Here is an 18163-nt window from a genome sequence, read left to right as displayed (position 1 = left end):
TTCCTTAATTGAGGTCACCCGTAGTCTTCGGACGGCTTGCCAGTCGATCTTGCCTTCATCGTCAAGTCTTGGCCTGCTGTGGTTGACTACGCAATTGAGGACATATCCCTCGGCCAGTTGGACCCGGATTCTCGGCGGCGTGCCATTGATCAACTGCGGCAAGCCGGCTAGTAACTCAACCGGCGATCTTGCGGACCTTAAATCGGCTAGACGATTCTTCAAATGTTCGATCACCTGAGGCTTTGCAGCTACGAAAGACTCGTCGGGGTCCTCGCACCACTTGCGTAGTTGAAGAGTTTCGAACGCCAGTTCCACGAGTTCGCCCTTAACCGGGAAGGGTGTTCGGCGCTGGCCGAACTGACTTGTAAGGCCGGTAGTGGCTTTTGTCGGCGAGGACCGCTCTCTTCCCATACATAAGATCATTTGCCGCCTTCCCCTCGGCGTACCGGTACCAGCAAAATACAGGAACTGTAGCGCGAAGGAAACGCTGAGTGGCTGAGACCCGCTTGGTGTCAAAGAACTTGCGGGCCTCCGAACTTTGAGGGCCGCTTTTCCGTTGCGCGCAGGAGGTGGACGGCCGGTGACGGATCTTGAGCCTGATCGGCGACCGGCCGCACGGCACCTGTGACGGTCTGGGTTCCCACTTCCGGTGGCTGCTGAGCACGACGCTGGACACCGCGGAGAGTGCGACTGAGCGCAAGAAATACGAGGCGGCGATCGGGCTGCTCGACTGGGAGGTGGTCAACAAACCTCATGGTCGACGACCGCCGTGGCCGGTCGAACCCGTCGAGCCGCTCGGCCCCGCGGAACCCGTGGGTGACCTGCTGCGGTGCCACGACGAGGCCGGCATCCAGCTACGCGTGCTGAACAACCTGTGGCCGTACTGGGAGGTGGTGACCGCCAGCACGGTCGGGTTCAGCGGGATCAGGCTGCGCAACGCCAGACCCCGCCCGTAACGCCGAGGTCCCGCTGCGCCGCACGTCTCCGGCGGGCGGCTGCCCTGCCTGGAGGAGAGCGTCGGTCAACCGCGTCCTATCGTTACCTAGCGGTGGCAGTTGCACGGGTGGTCGCGTGCGAAGCTTCACTGGCAGGATTCCGGCAAGGAAGAACGGGCGCATGACCTTCACCATCGCGACTGGCGGCAGTGACGACCCCTCCGTACTCCGCCTGGCCGGCGAGTTGGACCTGGCGACGGTTGTCCAGCTCAACGACCAGGTGGACCAACTCCTGGACACCGGTCACCACCGGATCCTGCTCGACCTGTCGGAGCTGTCGTTCTGCGACTCCACCGGCCTCGGCGGCTTCGTACGCGGAAACAACCTCTGCACCGACGCGGGTGGCTGGTTGCGGGTGACCGGGGCCACCGGTGTGGTCGCCCGGGTCCTCGCGGCCACCGGCCTCGACGTGTTCCTCGCACCCGAGCCACAGTCGACCGGGCTCACCGCTCACCGGGGCGACACCGCCAACGGGCAGTCCTGAGGAACCCGCCCGGTCCACGGCGAATCGGAGGTGACCGGTGGCACGGCAGCGAGTCGGGCAGCAGCCGCCCGCCGCACGGGCGGCGGCGATCGACACCTGGGCCGGGCTCACCACCCTGCTCCGGGATTCGCTCCCGTCCCGGCCCGCCGACCACCCGTAACCGCTCCGCCCCTGCCTGCTGTGAACCGTCAGCGGGCACCCGCTTCGTGCTGCAGCGTCAGGACGATTTTGCCGCGGGCGTGGCCGCTCTCGCTCAGTTGATGTGCGGCCCTGGCGTCCTCGATCGGGAACGTGGCCGCGACCGGCACGGTGAACCGACCCCGCTCGGCCAGCTCCGACGCCACCCGGAGACCGTCGAGTCCGTGCTTCGAGGGTGTGCCGGGGCCACCGGTGTGCGACAACTCGACCCCGTGTTCGTGGGCACGGAAGTCCGCGATGGACACCACCCTGTCCGGGCTCCCGGCGATGGCCACCAGGTCGGGCAGTGAGCCGGAGCCGGCGCAGTCGAGAACCGCGTCGACACCGGCCGGTGCCAGGGAGGCGACCCGTCCGGCGAGTCCCGGTCCGTAGGTGGTGGGTATCGCGCCGAGATCAGCGAGGAACGCGTGGTTGGGCTCCCGGGCCGTACCGATGACGGCCGCGCCGCGGGCGACGGCCAGTTGGATCGCGACCGTGCCGACGCCGCCTGCGGCCCCCTCGATGAGCAACGTCGTGCCGTGGCCGACGGCCAGCTTCTCCAGCGTCCGCCACGCGGTCTCGACGTTGGCAGCCGCACCTCCGGCCTGTTCCCAGCTCAACGCCGCCGGCTTACGCGCCCAGGCGACCAGCACCGCGTACTCGGCTGCCGCTCCGCCGAGTTGCGCGACGTCGACCACGCCGAAGACCTCGTCACCGGGCCGGACGTCCGTAACCCCCGGGCCGACCTCGTCGACGATGCCCGCGGCGTCGATACCGAGCAGGTGCGGGAGGGTGATCGGGACCATGTCCCGGAGCTGGCCGGAACGCAGGTACCAGTCACCCGGCGTGACACCGGCGGCCCGTACGGCGATGCGGATCCGTCCCGGGCCGGCGTGCGGTTCCTCGACCTCGGCGAGGGTGAGCACATCGGCGGATCCGTACTCGGAGAACTGGAGAGCGATCATGAGACGGACGCTAACGGAACACCCCGTCCACATGGCTAAAGTGAGAACGGTGCAGCACCGATTGCCTCAGTCCCTGCGCTCCGACGCCCGGGACAACCGCGACCGCATCCTCGACGTGTCCCGCGCGACGTTCGCCGCCGAGGGGCTCGCCGTGACGATGCGCGAGATCGCCCGACGGTCCGAGGTCGGCGTGGCGACGCTGTACCGCCGCTTCCCTACCAAGGAGTCCCTGGTCACCGAGGCGTTCACGGAGCAGATGGCCGCCTGCACGCTCATCGTCGACGAGGCCGTGCTCGATCCCTGGCGCGGCTTCTGCACCGTGATCGAGAAGGTGTCCGTCCTGCACGCCCTGGACCGGGGTTTCACGGCGGCATTCGTGTCCGCGTTCCCGGACGCCGTCGACTTCGCGCAGGCCCGCGAGCGTGCGCTGCGCAACTTCGCGCAACTCGTACGGCGAGCCAAGGAATCCGGTGAGCTACGGCCCGAGTTCGTCCTCGACGACCTGATCATGATGGTCATGGCCAACGGTGGTATCCGGACCACGTCACCGGTGGCCGCGGTGGCCGCCGCACGCCGCTTCGCCGCCCTGATGATCGAGTCCTTCCGCACCCGTCCGGGCAGTGCCCCGCTGCCCCCGGCCGTCCGTCTGCCCCTGGTGACAGCCCTCTAGGCGCCGAGAGCCGTCGACACCGAACCCATCGCCCGGTGCGGGTCGGCACCGGATCCCGCCGGTGCCGACCCCGGCCGTCAGCGCGCCGCCACCCAGTCGGCCACGGTCGTGACGTCCGCCTGGTCAGGAAAAACCTTCTCGGTGAGCACCCGGTGCACCTCCGGGTCCGCGTCGAGACATCCGTCGGCCAGGACGGTGAGGCCGAAGTCCAGGTCGGCCGCCTGACGCAGGGTGGACAACACGACGCCGCTGGTGGCGATGCCGGTGAGGACCAGGTGTTCGATGGCCCCGGCCCGGAGCACCACGTCGAGGTCACTGCCGGCGAAGGCGCTGACGCGTCGCTTGGTGACCAGGATGTCACCGGGCTCGGGTGCCACGTCGGGATGGACCTGCATGGCACGGTCGTCGCCGGCCGCTCCGGCGCTTCCCGCGAGCCCGCCGAACATCCTGTTGCGGGTGCTGATCTCCGGGTAGCCGGGGCGGAACCCGACAACCACGTAGATCACAGGGAGGCCGGCCGTGCGGGCCGCACCGATCGCCTCGCCCAGGCGCGACAGATAGTCGGGATCGGGGTAACGCTCGACCACGGCACGTTGCACGTCCATGACGAGAAGAGCCTGCTTGGCCACGGTCGCCTCTCCGTACCACGAAGTAAGTCATCAGTTGATTACTTCGGAACGTAGCCGCGCCGACAGGCATTGTCAACGTGTGATTACTTATGAGGTGGCGGGGCTATGCTGCCTCGACACGGACGTGGCTTCGGGCGGGACTGAGGGGAGGTCGACGGTGACGGCGAGCGGAACCGGCGGGTCCGTGGGCGACGCAGACGACGACGCGTCTACCACCGGACCGGCCGAAGGGGATCGGCGGCGGCGGGACGCGGCGGCGACCCGGCACGCGCTCCTACAGGCCGCGCGCAGCAGGTTCACCCGCCTCGGGTACGACCGCACGACACTGCGGGACGTGGCCGCGGATGTCGGCGTCAACCTCGCACTGATCAAGCGGTACTTCGACTCGAAGGAGGGCCTGTTCAAGGCCGCCCTGGCGGCCACTCCCCGGTTCCCGGGGCCGGAGGGCGAGTTCCCCCGGGACCATGCCGACCTCGCCGAGGCACTCGCCCACCAACTCTCCGCCACCGCCTGGCCGGAGTTCGGCGAGCACCCGGTGCTGCTGTTGCTGCGCGTCTCCGGCGACGAGCGGGTGGACAGCCTGCGCCGGCAGGCCCTACAGGACTTCAGCCGGCAAGTGCTCGAAGCCTCGGACGCTTCTCGGCCCGACGACGCCCCGTCGCGAGAACAGGACGACAGGGAGCGGCTGCTGCGGGCGGAACTGGTGGTCGCGCTGGGGGTCGGTGTTGCCGTCGTACGGTCCGCGGTTGGTCTGCAGCCACTGCGCGACGCGACCTCCGAGGAGTTGGTCGGCCCGTTGCGCGATGTCGTCGACGTCCTGCTCACTCCCAGGGACTGATGGGGTGGGGTGCGGCGTGGTCAGCGCGCCGTGAGGTCGTCCACCTCGGCCGCGAACAGTCGGGCGGGATCGAAGCCCATCCCGGTGAAGTGGCCGGCGAGTTCCAGGGACAGCATGCCGTGCAGCCGGGTCCAGGAGACCAGGCCGCGGTGCAGGGCCGCGGCCGAGGCAGGGTGCTCCGCCGCCCACTGCCGGTGGTCTTCGAGGTGCGCGTCGAACGGTGTCACGGGACGCCCCGGGGGCAGAGCCGCGCAGGTATCGAGCAGGATCGTCATGATCTCGGACGCGATCCGGGTGACGTCGTCGGGCGCGTGGTAGCCCGGGACGGGTGTGCCGTAGATGAGGAAGTACCGCTGCGGGTCTTCCAGCGCCCAGGCGCGTAGGACATGCGCCAGCCCGGCCAGGTCGGCGCCGGACCCGGCAGCGACCCGGAAGGTCTCGGCGAGGCTCCCGTACGCGTCTGTGATGAGCGCGGTGATCAGCTCGTCGCGGTTGGCGAAGTACCGGTAGAGCGCGGGTCCACTCATGCCCATCTGTTTGGCGATCGCGTTGAGCGAGAGCGCGGACGCCCCGGCCGTGGCGATCTGCCCCCACGCGTGTTCCTTGATCTCCGTACGCACCTGGGCGCGGTAGCGCTCACGCGGTGTCTCCGTGCCGGCTTCCGCCATGGCCCGCCGTCCTCCCTGCCGCCCGTAGCCACCCGACCAACGTGCCGCTAGATGCTCAAGATTTAGTTAGACGCTATCACGAAACTCCTTGACTCTCTCCCAAGCGAGCTGTTAGAACTTATAACGAACGCGAAGAGAGCTAACTAATGCGAACCACAGCGGAGGTCGTCATGGGTGTCGAGGAACTTGTCGAGGTTGTCCTGCCGGGTCCGGTGGAGCCGGAAGGGCTGGAGATCCGGCGCGGAACGGTCCCCTCCCCCGGTCCGGGCGAGGTCCTGATCAGGATGGAGGCGACCGGGGTCTCCTTCGCCGAGCAGCAGATGCGTCGTGGCCGTTACTACGACCAGCCGGCGTCCCCCTTCGTACCCGGCTACGACCTGGTCGGCACGGTCGTCACCACCGGCGAGGGTGTGAAGCCGGGCCTGACCGGCACCCGGGTGGCCGCACTGGTGAAGGTCGGCGGCTGGGCCAGCCACGTGCTCGTCAAGGCGGCCGACGTCGTGCCGGTGCCCGACGGGGTCGGCCCGGCAGAGGCGGAGACCATGGTGCTCAACGGCATCACCGCCTGGCAGATGCTGTACCGCAAGGCCCGGATCCGTGCCGGGCAGACCATCCTGGTGCACGGCGCCAACGGCGGCGTCGGCTCGGTCCTGGTGCAACTCGCCCGTACCACGGGCGTGACGGTGATCGGTACGGCATCCGCCCGTCATCACGACGCGCTACGTGAGCAGGGCGTCATCCCGGTCGACTACCGCACCGAGGACGTGGCAGCACGGGTACGCGTACTCGCTCCGGACGGGGTGGACGCCGTCTTCGACCACGTCGGTGGTCGCAGCATCCTCGACTCCTGGCAACTCCTCGCACCCGGCGGCACGCTCGTCTCGTACGGCACCGCCTCCACCCGCGACGACACGGGGTCGAAGCAGTGGCCCGTCTTCAAGCTGCTCGGCCGGGTGTGGCTGTGGAACGCGCTACCCAACCGCCGGCACGCCTACTTCTTCAACATCTGGGCAGGGCAGGCCCTGGCCAAGAGCCGGTTCCGGGCCCGGCTGCGCGCCGACCTCATCGAGGTGTTCGCGGCCCTGCAACGCGGTGACGTCACCGCCCGGATCGCCGCCCAACTGCCGCTCGCCCGCACCGCCGAGGCCCTGCGGCTGGCCGAGTCCGGCACCGTCGCCGGCAAGGTCGTCCTGAACCCGTAGCCCGTACCCCTCTCCCCTCACTCACGAAAGCGAGGAAACGCCATCGACGGACGCGAGCGGAACGGGTACGGGCCGCCGCACCGTTGTCGTCAGCTCGATCCGCCGACCTTCGGCAGCCGAACGGAGCAGGGCGGTCATCGTCTCGAGCACGTGCAGCGCGACCTCACCACCGGCACGCGGTTGACGCTGGCCGTCGGCTCCGACGAGGTCGAGCAGACCGACGCCCCGGGACGCGCCCACGTAACCCGCCCGTGGTTCGAGCACCCGCCACTCGTCGGCGCCGAGCGCGAAGAGGCGGACCTCGCCGTCGAAGCGGTTCGGGTCGGGTACGGCGAGCGCCCCGGCCTCCCCCTGCACCTCGATCGGGGCGGCGGTTGTCGCCACACCGTCGAAGCTCTGCGTGATGGTGGACAGGGCGCCGTTGGCGTGCTCCAGCACCCCGGACACGTGGGTGTCCACCTCCACCGGGATCCGCTGGCCGGTGCGCGGGCCCGAACCGATGACCCGCTCGGTGCGCAACCGGCTGGCGGCTCCGACCACCGCGCGTACCGGTCCGAGCAGGTGGACGAGGGCGGAGATGTAGTACGGCCCCATGTCCAGCAACGGGCCGCCGCCGGGGGTGTAGTAGAAGTCGGGGTGGGGATGCCAGCGTTCGTGCCCCGGGGTGACCATGACGGCCGACGCCGACAGCGGGCGCCCGATGAGGCCACTGTCGATCGCGGCGCGGGCGGTCTGCGTACCGGTGCCCAGAACGGTGTCGGGTGCGCAACCCACCCGGACGCCGGCCGACGCGGCCCGGTCCATGATCGAGCGGCCGTCCGCGAACGTGACCGCGAGCGGCTTCTCGACGTACACGTTCTTGCCCGCGTCGATCGCGGCGAGCGAGATCTCGGCGTGTGCCGCGGGGATCGTGAGGTTGAGTACCGTCTGCACGTCCGGGCGGTCGAGCAGCCGCTCGACGCTCATCGCCTCGGCACCGGGGAGCACGGCGGCGGTCGCGGCCGACCGGGACGCGTCGAGGTCGGCCACCGCGACGATGCTCACCGTGGGATGGTCCGCCAGCGTCTCCAGGTACGCCCGGGAGATGACCCCGAGACCCACGATGCCTACGCGGTGCGGGTCGCCCACAGCATCCCCCTCTCGATGACGGTACGGACGCTGGGATGCTGCAGCGCGTCCAGGTCGTGCCCCGGAGTTGTCACCACAACCCGTCCCGCCCCCCAGTGACGGGTCCAGATCGCCGGCGAGGTGACCGGCCGCTGCCACGGGTGCCATTCCCGGGTCGGGTGGACGGTCGTGGCCAGTACGTCGATCAGGTCGTCGTGCAGCACCCAGTACTGCTCGGTGACCAGGTCGAAGTCCTCGATCCCGGCGGTGATCGGATGCTCCCGGCCGAGGTCGGTGACACGCACGGTGTACGGCAGGAAGTTGTCCTCGGCGCCACCGTGCCGCTCGCACGGCTCCTTGCCCGGATGGGTCGCGAACTGGCCGCCCACCAGATGCAGGTAATCCGATGACGCGCGGAACGAGTCCACTATGCCGCCGTGCCAGCCGGTGAAGCCCGTACCGGCGACGACCGCCACACTGAGCCCGGCCACCTGCTCCGCAGTGATCTGCGACATCGTCACGCACTGCACGACGAGGTCGGTGCCGGCCAGCTCCTCGGCGTCGGCGTAGATCTCGGTCGACCCCTCGACCCGTACGGCGTAACCACTGCGTTCGAGGAACGGGATGAACAACTCCGTCGCCTCGACCGGCCGGTGACCTTCCCAACCGCCTCGAACCACCAGTGCCCTCGGCTGCGCCACACCCGCTCCCTCCCACGGTCCCTCGCCGCCGGGCCGGCCGCTCCCGCCCCGACAACCTGTCACCGACGCTCATGCCTGTCGATCACCGAAACCGTACTCGGGGTTCCCGACAAAGTCGGTACGCGCCGGCCTCCCGTCCCCGCCCCACCCTGTTCTGAGGTTGAGGACCGGGGCACGTTCAGCGAGCGGTGGTGACCGTCCTGAGGCGGTCGAGCGCGTCGCGCATGGTCTGCGACAGGTCTGCGCCGTGCGGCTCGCTGATCCAGCGCTCGAACGCGACGCGGAGCACGACGATCCCCGCCTCGGCCGCCAGGCTCGCGTCCGGCTCCGGGACATCGCGGCGGCGCAGGCCGTCGGCGAGCGCGGCGGAGAGTGACGCCAACTTGATCAGTTCACGTTCCCGCAGCTCCGCGTGGGCGTTGATGACGGACTGGCGCTTGCGGGAGTGTTCGGGGTGTTGCCCCAGTGCCGTGGCGGCGGCGTCGAGGGCGGCCGAGATGGCCTGCATCGGCGAGGCGGACCCGGGGGCTGCCTCAAGCGCGAGCACGAGCTGTTTCTGCAGGTCGGCCGAGCCGGCGAAGAGCACCTCGCGTTTGTCGGCGAAGTGGCGGAAGAACGTCCTCGCGGTGAGCCCGGCCCGCTTGGCGATGTCGGCCACGGTCGTCTGCTCGAAGCCGCGCTCGACGTAGAGCTGCATCGCTGCCTCGCGCAGCCGGCCACTCGCGTCCGCTTCCCATCGCACCACGGAGCCAGTCTAGTCATGTCACTTGATGACATCATCTGGTACTGTGATGTCATCAAGTGACATCGCTGGCCCGTGCCGGCGATCCTGCCCCTGGAGGTTCTCGTGCGCATCTTCGTCACCGGCGCGAGCGGATGGATCGGCTCCGCCGTCATCCCCGAACTGCTCGACGCCGGACATCGGGTTCTCGGCCTCGCGCGTACGGACACCGCCGCCGCGTCGGTCACCGCTCTCGGCGCCGAGGTCCAGCGCGGCAACCTCGACGATCTCGACAGCCTGCGCGCCGGTGCGGCCGCGTCCGACGGTGTGATCCATCTCGGCTACAACCACGACTTCTCCCGGATGGAGGCGGCGGCGCGCACCGACCTGGCGGTGATCAACGCGATCGGCGCCGAGCTGGAGGGCACCGACCGGCCGTTCGTGGTCGCCTCGGGACTGCTCGGCCTCGTGTCCGGCCGTGCCGCCACCGAGCTGGACCTGCCCGATCCGGGCGCCCACCCACGGATCGCCGGCGTCCAGGCGGCCATGTCGTTCGTCCCGCACGGGGTGCGCTCCTCGTCGGTACGGTTCGCGCCCACCGTCCACGGGCCCGGCGATCACGGCTTCATCGCCGTCCTGGTCGGCGTCGCCCGCGAGAAGGGTGTCTCGGGCTACATCGACGACGGCACCAACCGGTGGCCGGCGGTGCATCGACTCGACGCCGCGAACCTCGTCCGACTCGCGGTCGAAAACGCCCCGGCCGGCTCCGCACTGCACGCGACCGCCGAAGAGGGTGTGCCCACCCGCGCCATCGCCGAGGCGATCGGTCGCGGCCTCGACCTACCCGTGGTCTCCGTTCCCGCCGACAAGGCCGGCGACCACTTCGGCTGGATCGGACGCTTCTTCGGCACCGACGCCCCGGCGTCGAACTCGGCGACCCGGCGCTTGCTCGGGTGGAACCCCGCACAGGCCGGGCTGATCGCGGACCTCGACGCCGGCCACTACTTCGAAAACCGGACCGAGGTACGGGATGGCACGATCTCCTGATGGACACCGTTCTGCCGCTGGGCGCCGCCGAGCTGCTCGGCCGGGCGCGTCGGGTTGTCGTCTTCACCGGGGCCGGGATCTCGGCCGAGAGCGGGGTACCGACCTTCCGTGACGACCTCACCGGGCTCTGGGCGCGGTTCGACGCCGAACAACTCGCCACCCCGGAGGCGTTCTTCGCCGATCCGGAACTGGTCTGGGGCTGGTACGAGTGGCGGCGGGCGCGGGTGCGCCGGGCCCAGCCCAATGCCGGGCACCTGGCCGTGGCCGCGATCGAGGACCTGATCCCGGGCACCGTCGTCATCACCCAGAACGTCGACGACCTGCACGAACGTGCCGGGTCGCGAGCGCCGGTCCACCTGCACGGCAGCCTGTTCGCACCCTGCTGCGTGACCGAGTCCGCCCACCCGGCCGACTTTCCAACCACCACGGAGGAGAAGGTCGCCGACGGCGAGGGAGGCCGGATCGCGCCGCCCCGGTGCGTACGCTGCGGAGCGCTCGTCCGTCCCGGCGTGGTGTGGTTCGGGGAGGCGCTGCCCGGAGCGGCGCTCACCGCCGCCGTCGAAGCCGCGTCCGCCTGCGACGTGCTGCTGACGATCGGCACCTCCGGCCTGGTGTACCCGGCCGCCGAGATCCCCCACATCGCCGCCCACTCCGGCGCCACCGTCATGCAGATCAACCCGCAGCCGACGCCGCTGGACGAGATCAGCGCCGTCAACCTGCGCGGGTCCGCGGCCCAGATCCTCCCGACCCTGGTACGGGCCGCCTGGGAGTTCGCCGGGAAGCCATAGCGGCACGGCGGCCCGTCCGGATGAGCGGTTCGCCGCCCGCAGCCGGTGATCCCTTTCCCACCCATCGAATCGGGCCTATATTCCTCCCGAGACTGTCCACAGTCGACATAGGAGGAACGTGCACGGAGACGTACACGACGCTCCGGGGCGACGCCCCCACCCCGTACGACGATGGCCCGCCCCGGTCGCGGCCCTCGCCCTGGGAATCGTCGGCCCTGCCCCGCCCGGTCCTCCCCACGCCCCCTCGTCCGATCTTCCCCTAGGCGCCGTCGGTTCTGCCCGCTCCGCGCTGAGCGTCCGGACCCCCCACCCGCCCGGCCGGCGTCCACGGCGTGTCACCACGCACCCGTGTCCGCCGGCCGGACTGGTACGCGTCCGGCCGGTCGTGGCAGAGTGCGGTGTCCGGTAGGTTTCGGCGGCGGGGGTGCTGTGTTCGAGGTTCCCGATGCGGTACTGGCGCGGTTGGCCGGGACCGTCGCCACGGCGCTGCCGCTGGTCATCGCCCGCATTCCGCCCACACCGGCGGCCGAGCTCGGCCGGCTGGGGGCAACCGCCGACGGCAACCTCCGATCCATCCGGGCCTCGGCCCCCGGGCACCGGGCCGTGGCTCCGTCCCGCTCCGGCGGCCGACCCGGTTCGGGTGATTCGCCCGTACGGGACGCGCTCGGGTCGCTGCCGCCGTTGCTGGTCGAACGCCTGCTCGGCGCGCTGGAACTGACCGTGCTGGTGCTGGACCTGGCCGACGCACCGGACCTGACCGACTTCCTGCCGGAACCGTTCTCCGGCAACATCGCCGTGTCGAGCATGGGCGGGATGAGCGAGGCGGTCACCGGGGCTTCCGTGCTGGATGGGATCCGGCCCGGCGCGGTGCCGCTGGTCGCCACGCTGGCCCGTCGGCTGGCCGCCCACCCACGGGTGGCTGGCTTCCTGACGGTGCCGCCGGAGCTCGCGGACGAACAGGGTGTCGCCGCCGCGCACGGCCGGGCACAGCTCGCGCTGGCCGTGGCCACCGCCGCCGCAGTCCTGCACCGGGTGGGCCTGCAACCCTGGGCGACCGAACCACCGGCGGTGATCGGCGTGGCGATCGGCACGGCGGTCCTGCTGCTCCGCGAGGCCCCGATGCCCGCCGGCTACGCCGCCGCCCTGCTCGCCCGCGCCCGGGCGGAGTACCTGCTGCCCCGCCATTCCTACACGTCGGCGCCGGTGTCGGGGCACCGGTTCGCACTGGTGGAGGGGACCGACGTCCCGGAGGTCGACTTCGGTGCCAACGGGCTGGTCGCGGTCGTCGCGGGCGGTGCGGTCATCCGTACGGGCGTCGAGGCCGGACACGTCCGGATCATGTTGAACATCCTGGACGGGCCACCGTCGCAGGTCGCGCCCGGCTGGGAGGAGATCGTCGAGATCAGCTGGCGGGCGTCCGTCGGCGGCGCCAGCGTGCTCGATCCCCACTCGACCGACCCGCGCGAGATCACCCCGCCCTGGCCGGGCGACTACCGGCTGCGCGTACACGCCCGGGGTCGGGACAACACCGACGAACGCGACTCCGAGTACTACGAACTGACGGTGTGGCAGGCGCCTGCCGGCCCGGAGACCGTGTACGCCCGTACCGACCGGCTCGGCCACCGGTTGCGCGGTGAGCCGGAGCCGGTACGGCCCGACCTGCCCGAAGCCGCGTACCGGTGGCTGCGTCACAGCGCCCTGTCCGAGGCGGCAACGGTCATGGTGGCCGCGGGGATGGACGTGGCGGACGTGCTGCGGGCGTTCGGCGCGGACCCGGCCCGACCGGAGTCGATGCGGGCGATCGGCGAGCACCTGATGCGCCAACGGTCGATCGATCCGTGGGTCGCGGTGCTGGACGTCGGCGGCGCCGTGCTCGCCGTCGAATACAACGGCTGGCACGGCTCGGCCGGGCCGGTGCTGACCCGGGCCTCCGCCGGTGGGCGGGCCGCCAGCATGTTCTGGAACGTCAACGCGGTGACCCGCCTGTCGTTCGCCGAGGACGGCGAGGTGCTGCTGTCGGTGGAACCGTTCGGCGACCTCGACGCGCCGCCACAGGTCGCCGCGACGCTCGCCGACCTCGACTTCGCCGACCACCACCGCCGCAAGCCGCTGATGGGCCTGGTCGCGGTGCAGCGATTCACCGGGCACGGCATCACCGCCGAGGACCTGGCCCGAATCGAGGCCGCCGACATCGGTTTCCGGATCGTGCCGGACCTGCCCACGCTGTATCCACGCCGACAGCCGCTCGGCCCGACGTCGGGTCTAGGCCGGCGGCTGTCGAGTGTCCCGATCGAGCCGCCGACCGAGGCGGTGGCGCTGGACGGGCTTCCCGATCCGGAGCTGCGTGAGCTGGCCTGGTGGGCCGCCACGGAGGCGGCCCGTTACGCGGGGCTCGGCGAGGATCCGGACATCGTCGCCAGCGTGGCCGCCCGTACGCTGCTCCCGGACGCGCACCTGCGCGCTCGCCGGTCCCAACTCCACGACGGCGAGCACCGGTGGGTCTGGCTCGCGCTGCACCGTGCCACCAACCCGGACCCGGTCGCCGCAGCCTCGGAGGCCCTCGAAGCGGCCCGCCACGCCGCCGGCACGCACGCGGCGGACCTGGTCGCCGACGCCCGTTCCCGGATTGCCAGGTCCGCTCCAGAGTGAGAACCCGGATACTGAATCAGCTCGCGGAGCCGTCCGTGTTCCGGATCATCTGCCGGAGGACCTTCAGGGCCGTCACGTAGTCGGCGTCGCCGATGCCCTGGTGGATCCGGTCGCGGATCGCCGGAGCGTGTTTTCCGAGGTCGGTACGGGCCTCCTCGCCCACCTCGGTGATCCACAACCTCCCCTGGCCGTCACGGGTGAGCCAACCCCGCCCCACCAGAACCTCCGCCTCGGCTTCCAGATCATCCTCCGGCCTGAGGTAGGTGCGCATCCCGAACCGAAGCTCGGCGATCGTCATGCCGTGACCATCGGGCGAGATGTCGTTCTTCGACAGGTTGCGCAGCAGCCAGAACTGGGGCTGGGTGAAGCCGAACTCGGCCTGCCGTGCCCGGGTGAAGGCGATGAGGGCCTGGTAGGCCACACCGGTCCAGTACGCGGCCGGCTGAGCCGCGAGTTCGGTGTCGGAGAGGTGTTGCGCCGCCATGAGTGCCTCCAACAGACATTGCCGGTAGAGGCGAATCTAGAACCTCAACTTTGGTTGAGGTCAAGAAAGGCCGGGTTGGCGATCCTGGTGGATCGGCGACAACCGGTACCCGACCCACCTCCCGAAGGCCGATCCTGAAAAGTTTCGGTCTCAGATCACGGCTGTCCAGCCTCGACCATCCTCATCGAGCAGTGGCAACGCCTCATGATCGGACTCCAATCAGGACGGTCAAGCTTCCAGTGCAGGTCGAAGCAATGGACATCCATTGACTTCAATCGATGTTTCCCTTACCGTCTCGGAAAAGGTACCGAAAGTTTACCGGAAATTATTGCCTTCGACCGCTACCCGCAGTTCGTCACCAGGCACGGACGGCACGGGCCGGCCCGGCAGCGATTCGGGAGGAACGTACAAGATGTCGCAGCTCGTCCTGTTCGCGATTGACATCTGCGCGGTGGTGCTGCTCGTCTTCGGGCTCTACTTCCCGCGCCATCGCCGTCGCGACCTCGTCGTCGCCTACCTGGGGGTCAACGTCGGTGTCCTCGCGGTCGCGAGCGCGTTGAGCGCCAGCAACGTCGGCGCCGGACTCGGGCTGGGGCTGGCCCTGTTCGGCGTACTGTCCATCATCCGGCTGCGTTCGACCGAACTCGACCAGCACGAGGTGGCGTACTACTTCTCCGCCCTCGCCCTGGGCATCCTCGGCGCGCTCAGCACCACCTCGGTCTGGCTCAGCGGTGGCCTGATGGCGCTGATCGTCGCGACCATGTTCCTGGGCGACCATCGGCGGCTGCTCCGGCACTACCGACACCAGATCATGGTGCTCGACTCGGCCGTCACCGACCACGTCGCGCTCGTCGCCCAACTGGAACAACTGCTCAACGCCCGGGTGCACGTCGCCACCGTCCAGCGGGTCGACCTGGTCAACGAGACCACCGTGGTCGACGTCCGGTACTCGCTTGCCGGTCGCAGCCCGGCGGTCGGCACCGGCGCCCCGGTTGCGGCCGGAGCACGCCGATGAACCCGCTGCCCATCGCGTCGTCGCTGGCGGAGCTGACCCCCATCGGGCTGGCCGAACTGATCGACCGGGCCGCGTTGCAGACCCGGGTGGACCGCAAGTACCTCGTACCGGTGGACGAACTGCCGTACCTGCTGGACCGGCTCGCCCCGTACGCCCGGGTGCTCGACATCGACGGCGAGCGCGCCTTCCGCTACGAGTCGGTCTACTTCGACACCCCGTGGCTGGACAGCTACCACTGCGCGGCGTACCGCCGGCGACGGCGGTTCAAGGTACGGACCCGCACCTACCTCGACTCCGACCAGTGCTGGCTGGAGGTCAAGATCAGTGGAGCGCGGGGAAGCATCACCAAACACCGGCTGCCGTACCGCCCGGAGGACCGGGGCACGGTGGACCCCGGGCGCGGCTTCGTCGACGAGACGCTGACCCGCGAGTCGATCTGCCCCACCGCGCCTGCCGTCCTCGAACCGATGCTGGTCAGCACCTACCACCGGACCACCCTGCTGCTGCCGGAAAGCGCGAGCCGGGTCACCATCGACACCGGAATCCGCTGGCACGACGGCCGCGCCACGCTGCAACTGCCCGACCTCGCGGTGGTCGAGACCAAAACCAGATCGGCCGCCTCACCGGTTGACCGTCTGCTGTGGCAGCGCGGGACGAGGCCCGCGCGCATCTCGAAGTACGCCACCGGCCTGGCCGCCCTCCGACTGGACCTGCCGAGCGTGCCGTGGCGACGAACGATGCGCCGCCACTTCCACAGCGCCGCATCGTCGACGAGCCCGACCCCGACCCTCATCCACCATCTCGATCAGGAGGCATCGTGCGTTTGACATCCCGTGGCACCGGCGCCACGGCGGGGACCTTCCGCGTCGCAGGAGTCGCGACAGCCGCCATGCTCGTCGCCGGGCTCCTCGTCTCGTACCCGTCGCCGGCCGACGCCGGACCGGATGCCGGCACCGGCTCCACTGCCGGCAGCCCGTCCCTCGCCCGCGCCGGAGCCGCCGACAACGCCGACACCTCGGCCGCCGACGTGGCAGCGGCCGAAGCAGCGGACGACCTGGTCGGCGACATCACCTTCTCCGTGCCCAGTGGCACCTTCCAGGGGGAGTTGACGGTGTCACTGGGCACCACGGTCAGCGGCGCGCAGATCCGCTACACCACCAACGGACAGTTACCCACCGCCGCGTCACCGCTCTACCCCGGCACTCCCCTGCGACTCACCCGTTCCACCCAGGTACGGGCACAGGCCTTCGTCGGCCAGACCGCGTCGGGTGCTCCCGGCACCGCCGTGTACGCCGCCCGCGCCTCCGCGACCGCGCACGACCTGCCGGTGGTGCTGATCGACTCGTACGGTGCCGGGCGGCCCGATCGGCAGTACTTCGACGCCGCCACCATGATCTTCCAGCCGGGCACCGGTGGCACCACGTCGCTGGCTGCTGCTCCGGCGGTCGCCACCCGGGCCGGATTCCACCTGCGTGGCCAGTCGTCGGCAACGCTCGAGAAGACGCCGTACCGGATCGAGTTCTGGGACAACGACAGTGACGACGCCGACTACCCGGTGCTCGGCATGCCCGCCGACTCCGACTGGGTACTGCGCGGACCGTTCCCCGACAAGGCGCTGGTACGGGAGGCCCTCGTCTACGACCTCGGCCGGGAGATGGGACTGCACGCCCCCCGGTACGCGTTCGCGGAGTTCTACCTCAACACGGATGCCGGCCCGGTGGGGGCCGACGACTACATGGGCGTCTACATGATCGTCGAGACGATCAAGAACTCCAAGGACCGCCTCGACCTCAAGCAGTTGGACGAGGACGACCTGACTCTGCCGAAAATCAGCGGCGGATACATCTGGAAGTTCGAGTGGCTGGCCGCCGAGGAACCGACCCTGCCGTGCACCGGACCGACGACGACCTGCTGGAACTACCTCGAAGTGGCGGACCCGTCGCCGCTTCAACCCGAGCAGCGGGACTGGTTGCGCAACTACCTCCAGGAGTTCCACAACGTGCTCCGGTCACCGAACTTCGCCGATCCGAACGCCGGGTACCGGGCGTACATCGACGTCAACTCGTTCGTCGACCACCTGATCATCAACGAGTTCAGCCGGAACATGGACGCGTACTACCGCAGCGCACACTTCTACAAGGACCGGGATTCCAAGATCTTCGCCGGTCCGCTCTGGGACTTCGACCTGACGTTCGGGGTGGGCGGATACCTGAACAACAACCAGGTCTCGGGCTGGCAGTACCAGCAGACCCGGCAGCCGCAGGCCAACGACTGGTTCCCCCAGTTGCTGCGGGATCCCGCCTTCGTCAACCAGGTCAAGGCGCGCTGGCAGGCGCTGCGCCGAGGACCGCTCTCCGACGCCGCCCTGCAGACCCGGATCAACGCCCTCACCGCACCGCTCACCAACGGCGCGCAGCGCAACTTCCAGCGCTGGCCGAACCTGACGACGTCGATGATCGGCCCCTTCTTCACCCCGACGTCTCCCACCTGGCAGGGGCAGGTCCAGACGATGCGGGACTGGATGCAACGTCGCGCCGCCTGGCTCGACTCCACTGCGGGCTGGGGCGGCCCGGTCAGCACCCCCACGCCCACTCCGACCACACCGACACCCACTCCGACAACGCCAACCCCGACGCCGACAACGCCGCCGCCGGGTGCGGCCGGTTGTGCCGCCACGTACACGGTGGTGAGCCAGTGGTCCGGCGGGTTCCAGGGCGAGGTACGGGTCACCGCCGGCACCTCGGCGATCAGGGGCTGGACCGTCACCTGGACATTCGCCGGCGGTCAGACGATCACCCAGGCGTGGAACGCGACCGTCACGAGCCAGGGGTCGGCGGTCACCGCCAGGAACGTCGACTACAACGGCGCGCTCGCACCCGGCGCAGGCACCACATTCGGGTTCCTCGGGTCGTCCACCGGCACCCCCGGCACCCCCGTTCTGACCTGTACGGCGAGCTGACCACAGGCAGGCGCACCATCCGGTCGTACCCACTCACCCGGCACCAGGCCTCGCCCGCCCGGTG

The 18163-nt window shown here is 70.0% G+C and carries 19 protein-coding genes; 12 read left to right on the top strand and 7 right to left on the bottom strand.

The genetic code is table 11. The features are described 5' to 3' along the window. Window positions 1–590: 590 nt before the first annotated feature. The 3 genes from ACWEFB_RS06700 to ACWEFB_RS06690 all read left to right on the top strand — a co-directional run bounded on the left by ACWEFB_RS06700 (window position 591) and on the right by ACWEFB_RS06690 (window position 1639). Window positions 591–956, top strand: a complete 366-nt coding sequence (locus ACWEFB_RS06700; protein ID WP_452282933.1) for a DUF6886 family protein — start codon at window positions 591–593, stop codon at window positions 954–956. 160 nt (window positions 957–1116) lie between these two features. Further along, entirely contained in the window at window positions 1117–1479 is a 363-nt protein-coding gene (locus ACWEFB_RS06695; RefSeq protein ID WP_326559952.1) for an STAS domain-containing protein, read from the top strand. Between the two features lie 37 nt (window positions 1480–1516). Further along, on the top strand, window positions 1517–1639 hold the full coding sequence (locus tag ACWEFB_RS06690; protein ID WP_452282931.1) for a hypothetical protein: 123 nt from the start codon (window positions 1517–1519) through the stop codon (window positions 1637–1639). A 28-nt stretch (window positions 1640–1667) separates the two neighbouring features. Here ACWEFB_RS06690 and ACWEFB_RS06685 read toward each other — a convergent pair whose 3' ends face one another. Then, on the bottom strand, window positions 1668–2621 hold the full coding sequence (locus tag ACWEFB_RS06685) for an NADP-dependent oxidoreductase (RefSeq protein ID WP_452282929.1): 954 nt from the start codon (window positions 2619–2621) through the stop codon (window positions 1668–1670). A gap of 49 nt (window positions 2622–2670) precedes the next feature. On the opposite strand from ACWEFB_RS06685, the gene ACWEFB_RS06680 reads away from it, so the two are divergent. Beyond that, on the top strand, window positions 2671–3291 hold the full coding sequence (locus ACWEFB_RS06680) for a TetR/AcrR family transcriptional regulator (RefSeq protein WP_452282927.1): 621 nt from the start codon (window positions 2671–2673) through the stop codon (window positions 3289–3291). Between the two features lie 77 nt (window positions 3292–3368). Here the strand turns inward: ACWEFB_RS06680 and ACWEFB_RS06675 are convergent, their stop codons facing one another. Continuing rightward, a complete protein-coding gene (locus ACWEFB_RS06675) occupies window positions 3369–3920 on the bottom strand; it encodes a cysteine hydrolase family protein (RefSeq protein ID WP_452282925.1) in 552 nt (183 codons plus the stop codon). A 157-nt stretch (window positions 3921–4077) separates the two neighbouring features. Between ACWEFB_RS06675 and ACWEFB_RS06670 the strand changes: the two genes are divergently transcribed. Then, window positions 4078–4758, top strand: coding sequence for a TetR/AcrR family transcriptional regulator (locus ACWEFB_RS06670; protein ID WP_452282923.1), 681 nt, complete (start codon window positions 4078–4080; stop codon window positions 4756–4758). Window positions 4759–4778: 20 nt separating this feature from the next. Here ACWEFB_RS06670 and ACWEFB_RS06665 read toward each other — a convergent pair whose 3' ends face one another. Then, the gene (locus ACWEFB_RS06665; protein WP_452282921.1) at window positions 4779–5426 is read right to left on the bottom strand and encodes a TetR/AcrR family transcriptional regulator; all 648 of its coding nucleotides are present in this window, start codon (window positions 5424–5426) and stop codon (window positions 4779–4781) included. A gap of 146 nt (window positions 5427–5572) precedes the next feature. On the opposite strand from ACWEFB_RS06665, the gene ACWEFB_RS06660 reads away from it, so the two are divergent. After that, window positions 5573–6628, top strand: a complete 1056-nt coding sequence (locus ACWEFB_RS06660; RefSeq protein ID WP_452282919.1) for a medium chain dehydrogenase/reductase family protein — start codon at window positions 5573–5575, stop codon at window positions 6626–6628. 21 nt (window positions 6629–6649) lie between these two features. Here the strand turns inward: ACWEFB_RS06660 and ACWEFB_RS06655 are convergent, their stop codons facing one another. The 3 genes from ACWEFB_RS06655 to ACWEFB_RS06645 all read right to left on the bottom strand — a co-directional run bounded on the left by ACWEFB_RS06655 (window position 6650) and on the right by ACWEFB_RS06645 (window position 9181). Further along, entirely contained in the window at window positions 6650–7729 is a 1080-nt protein-coding gene (locus ACWEFB_RS06655; protein ID WP_452282917.1) for a Gfo/Idh/MocA family protein, read from the bottom strand. A 5-nt stretch (window positions 7730–7734) separates the two neighbouring features. Next, entirely contained in the window at window positions 7735–8436 is a 702-nt protein-coding gene (locus ACWEFB_RS06650) for a ThuA domain-containing protein (RefSeq protein WP_452282915.1), read from the bottom strand. A 178-nt stretch (window positions 8437–8614) separates the two neighbouring features. Then, on the bottom strand, window positions 8615–9181 hold the full coding sequence (locus ACWEFB_RS06645; protein ID WP_452282913.1) for a TetR family transcriptional regulator: 567 nt from the start codon (window positions 9179–9181) through the stop codon (window positions 8615–8617). A 102-nt stretch (window positions 9182–9283) separates the two neighbouring features. Between ACWEFB_RS06645 and ACWEFB_RS06640 the strand changes: the two genes are divergently transcribed. From ACWEFB_RS06640 to ACWEFB_RS06630, 3 genes are all read left to right on the top strand, one after another. Then, window positions 9284–10204, top strand: coding sequence for an SDR family oxidoreductase (locus tag ACWEFB_RS06640; RefSeq protein ID WP_452282911.1), 921 nt, complete (start codon window positions 9284–9286; stop codon window positions 10202–10204). Beyond that, window positions 10204–10992 (top strand): SIR2 family NAD-dependent protein deacylase, encoded by a 789-nt coding sequence (locus ACWEFB_RS06635; protein ID WP_452282909.1) that lies wholly within the window; start codon window positions 10204–10206, stop codon window positions 10990–10992. The genes ACWEFB_RS06640 and ACWEFB_RS06635 overlap by 1 nt, the downstream gene beginning before the upstream one ends. Window positions 10993–11421: 429 nt before the next feature. Further along, window positions 11422–13641: a DUF6461 domain-containing protein gene (locus tag ACWEFB_RS06630; RefSeq protein ID WP_452282907.1), complete on the top strand. Its 2220-nt coding sequence runs from the start codon at window positions 11422–11424 to the stop codon at window positions 13639–13641. A 16-nt stretch (window positions 13642–13657) separates the two neighbouring features. Here the strand turns inward: ACWEFB_RS06630 and ACWEFB_RS06625 are convergent, their stop codons facing one another. Beyond that, on the bottom strand, window positions 13658–14125 hold the full coding sequence (locus tag ACWEFB_RS06625) for a MarR family transcriptional regulator (protein WP_452282905.1): 468 nt from the start codon (window positions 14123–14125) through the stop codon (window positions 13658–13660). 412 nt (window positions 14126–14537) lie between these two features. On the opposite strand from ACWEFB_RS06625, the gene ACWEFB_RS06620 reads away from it, so the two are divergent. The 3 genes from ACWEFB_RS06620 to ACWEFB_RS06610 are packed head-to-tail and all read left to right on the top strand — an operon-like array spanning window position 14538 to window position 18099. After that, on the top strand, window positions 14538–15140 hold the full coding sequence (locus ACWEFB_RS06620; protein WP_452282903.1) for a DUF4956 domain-containing protein: 603 nt from the start codon (window positions 14538–14540) through the stop codon (window positions 15138–15140). Further along, entirely contained in the window at window positions 15137–15967 is an 831-nt protein-coding gene (locus tag ACWEFB_RS06615; RefSeq protein WP_452282901.1) for a polyphosphate polymerase domain-containing protein, read from the top strand. The genes ACWEFB_RS06620 and ACWEFB_RS06615 overlap by 4 nt, the downstream gene beginning before the upstream one ends. Further along, window positions 15958–18099, top strand: coding sequence for a CotH kinase family protein (locus tag ACWEFB_RS06610; RefSeq protein ID WP_452282899.1), 2142 nt, complete (start codon window positions 15958–15960; stop codon window positions 18097–18099). The genes ACWEFB_RS06615 and ACWEFB_RS06610 overlap by 10 nt, the downstream gene beginning before the upstream one ends. Window positions 18100–18163 lie beyond the last annotated feature (64 nt).

Source organism: Micromonospora sp. NPDC004704 (genome assembly GCF_053601675.1).
This window is presented reverse-complemented; position numbering and strand designations above follow the sequence as displayed.